The sequence below is a fragment of the Microcystis sp. LE19-10.1B genome, from assembly GCF_027530565.1.
Classification (GTDB): Bacteria; Cyanobacteriota; Cyanobacteriia; order Cyanobacteriales; family Microcystaceae; genus Microcystis; species Microcystis aeruginosa.
In genome coordinates, this window is record NZ_JAPZQM010000182.1 from 1 (window position 1) to 3133 (window position 3133).

A 3133-nucleotide genomic window follows, 5' to 3' on the forward strand; every position below is an offset into this window, starting at 1 on the left:
TGAAATGGGGCGAAAGTCTGTGGACTCTGTGTAAGACAGTACATGGTTTTTTAACTGTGGTATGCGACGGTGGTGGAAGCAGAAACTTAAATCGTGAGGTTTAGGAATCGCCGCACTTTTAGGGCGGCGAGGATGTCAATATCAACTTCCCTCCCAGATTTTTAAATAGGCATTTTCCATATTTTGAGCGAATTTTTTCCCTTGCCAGAGCGGGGCTGTGTCACGATTTCCTAACAGTTGATGGCTGATGTCTTGACGAAGGGAGCGATCGAGTCCTAATTTTACTCCCCAGTCGATATATTCTGCCTCATTCCAGCCAATTCCGGCTTCAATACCAGCATTAATCATAAAAGTATAACTATTGCGGGCGGAAAATTGTTCTCCTACCAATGTAACTAAAGGGATTCCTTGCCATAAAACTTCTAAGGTGGTGGTAGCACCATTGTAGGGATAGGTATCTAACACCACATCGGCAATCTGTAAATTAGCGCGATGGGTATATTCATCGATATCTCTCGGTAAAAACCGCAATCTTTGGGGATTAACTCCCTCCCGAATCGCTATTTCAGTAAATAATTCTTGAATTTTTTCAGTCTTACCGACTCCCTTAATCAGAAAATAACTATTAGGGACTTGTGCGAGAATTTTCATCTGAAGTTTAATGGTATCAGGATGACGTTTCATGCCACTTTGTACGGAAAAATAGATGGTAGCATCGGGGGGAATTTCTAAATCTTCTCGACGGAGATTGGGAGTGCCGATTTCAAAACCATCCACTGCTAAATATGTCTCTGGTAAACGATAGATTTTTTCTCGATAATATTCCTCCGCTTGCTGGGGTAAAACGTAGGGATCGGCGATATAATAATCAATAGTTGCTAATCCAGAAGCATCCCAACCTAACCAAGTCACTTGTTTTGCTGCGGGTTTCAGTGCCATGATCTGATTGGTAATATTATGGGTTAAACTGTCTAAATCTACTAGAATATCTATCTGATCCTGTTGAATTTGTTGGGCAACTTCTAGGGGATTTTGAGCGTAGGGAAAATGACGGATAATATCTCGGCTATCCCGGAACCATTGACGGGTAATTTCATCTTCTTCTTGGTTAATAGTATAGATGGCTATTTGCAATTTTTCTCGATCATGATGGTGAATTAACCAACGACTTAACCAACCGACAGAATGATGTTTTAAGGTACTGGCAAGATAACCAATCGTCAGTTTTTTTTGAGCTTTTTTGATAGTAATAAAAGGAGTTTTTAAACTATTATTATCAAGAAAAATTTCGGCGATGCGATTAGTTAATTGTCGATTGGCTAAGGCTCGATCGCCTAGGTAGGGTAGGGGACTAGAAACATTGAGAAAGCTAGTTTTAATAATCGGTTCTAAAGTGATATTTTTCTGACGGGTTAATTCCTGTAATAAATCATGATATTCTTGATAAATATGATCAATTTCTTGCCAAACTCCCCAGCGCAAAAGTATTAACAAAATCAGATAATTACTGTATAACTTTAGGGTTGGAGTTAGACAAATTTCTCGCAACTGATAGGCAGTTATCAAAGAATTATCAAAGTCTTCTGCTAAAATATAGAGGTTAACCAATTGTTCCAAAAGACTCAGATCATTTGGTCTTAATTGCAGACAAAGTTTAATAATTTCCACTCCAAAAGTGGGACTTTGTTGCTCGTTGGTGACTCGTGCTGCTATCTGAAAAGCTTGCGGGATAAAACTATCGGCTAATTCCTCCAGGTAGGGTAAACTTGCTTGAGCTAAATCTAAAGTTAATTCATGGGGATATAAAAGACTTTTGAGAACTACATTTAAAAGCAATTCTCGATCGGGATTAGATCTGAGATTGTCTTGAATAGGATAATTAAGTAGTTCTTCAGGATCAAATATTTCTAAATCTAAAGCTAAGTCGAATAAAGCTAATAAATTATTAATTGACTTGGGAACAATTTCCTGTAGATGATAGCGAAAATATTCTACAGCTGCCAGATCACCTTTTCTTTGTTGTCGTCGCGCTTCTGCGTCTAAAACCGCTTCTAATTCTGCTTGCCATTGCTTAACTTCTTCCAGATTACCTTCCCTTAAAACATTTTGCCACATCACCTGTGCCTCTGCTGCTAAATTTTGCAGAAGATAGGCAACTCCCAAGTACCAATAGTCAGAAACATTTTCAGGATTGTTATCGATTAGTTCCTCGTAGATTGCCGCAACTTGAGGATAATCTTCGGCAATTAAAGCTTGATAAGCGTCAGGATGCCAATTCATAAATTTAAATATCAATTATTATTTTTTTTGAGATAATTTATTCAGAAAATCTTGATGTTCTTGACTGGCTAAACCTTGCTGTAAAACTGTCAAAACCTGTCCTAAGTTACCCGCTAATAAAGCATTAACATCTAACCAAAGACCGGGGAAAACCTGCGAGTAAATTATCCCTCGACTATCGGGTTCAAGTTTAATATATTCTCCAGCATTTAATCGGAACCAATCTAATTGACGTTCATAAACTCGCCAAACAAGATATTCTTGCACTTGATTACGACGATAAACTCGCCATTTATTGTGGAGATCATAGGAAGCACTAGAAGCGGCGATTTCTACGATTAATTCCGGCGCACCTTCGATATAATCATCGTCACTAATAGTTGATTGTCCAGCAATTTTAATTCTTAGTAAAGCATCTGGTTGTACTTCATTATCTGCATCCAGACGCACAGTAGTATTATCCGCAGACATTACCCCAATTGTGGCGGCTTTATAGACCCCTAACCAAGTTAAAATATCAGAATGAGGTTCTCCATGACTCTGCACTCGTACAGGAGAGGACATATAAACTATTCCTTCAATTAATTCGGCTTTTTTTACTTCAGAAAGGTTCTGATAACGACGCTCAAATTCCTGGCGACTTAGTTGATCACCATTTTCTAAAGGAGGGGTTTTAGGGAGGGAATAAATAGGTTCAGAAGTGATCATTTTAGGCTCTTCGTTACTTGTTATGGTTCGATAGGGGGGCATAAATCGACTAAATCCTTATCTGGCAAGAGACTTAATTGATTAGCTCGTTCTAGATCGAAAACAATTGACAAAAATCGCCAAATGTCTTTCTATATAAGGGTTT

2 protein-coding genes are annotated in these 3133 nt (G+C 38.4%); both read right to left on the minus strand.

Annotation, left to right across the window (positions count from 1 at the left end; genetic code table 11):
* Positions 1-141 precede the first annotated feature (141 nt).
* Positions 142-2280, minus strand: coding sequence for an O-linked N-acetylglucosamine transferase, SPINDLY family protein (locus tag O9332_RS06510; protein ID WP_288024362.1), 2139 nt, complete (start codon positions 2278-2280; stop codon positions 142-144).
* An 18-nt stretch (positions 2281-2298) separates the two neighbouring features.
* A complete protein-coding gene (locus O9332_RS06515) occupies positions 2299-2988 on the minus strand; it encodes a Uma2 family endonuclease (RefSeq protein WP_288024365.1) in 690 nt (229 codons plus the stop codon).
* Between the last annotated feature and the right edge of the window lie 145 nt (positions 2989-3133).

What these genes read in the sequence shown, in the direction of transcription:
- O9332_RS06510 (WP_288024362.1), bottom strand. Translation starts at nt 2,280, where the DNA reads ATGAATTGGCATCCTGACGCTTATCAAGCTTTAATTGCCGAAGATTAT.
- O9332_RS06515 (WP_288024365.1), bottom strand. Translation starts at nt 2,988, where the DNA reads ATGATCACTTCTGAACCTATTTATTCCCTCCCTAAAACCCCTCCTTTA.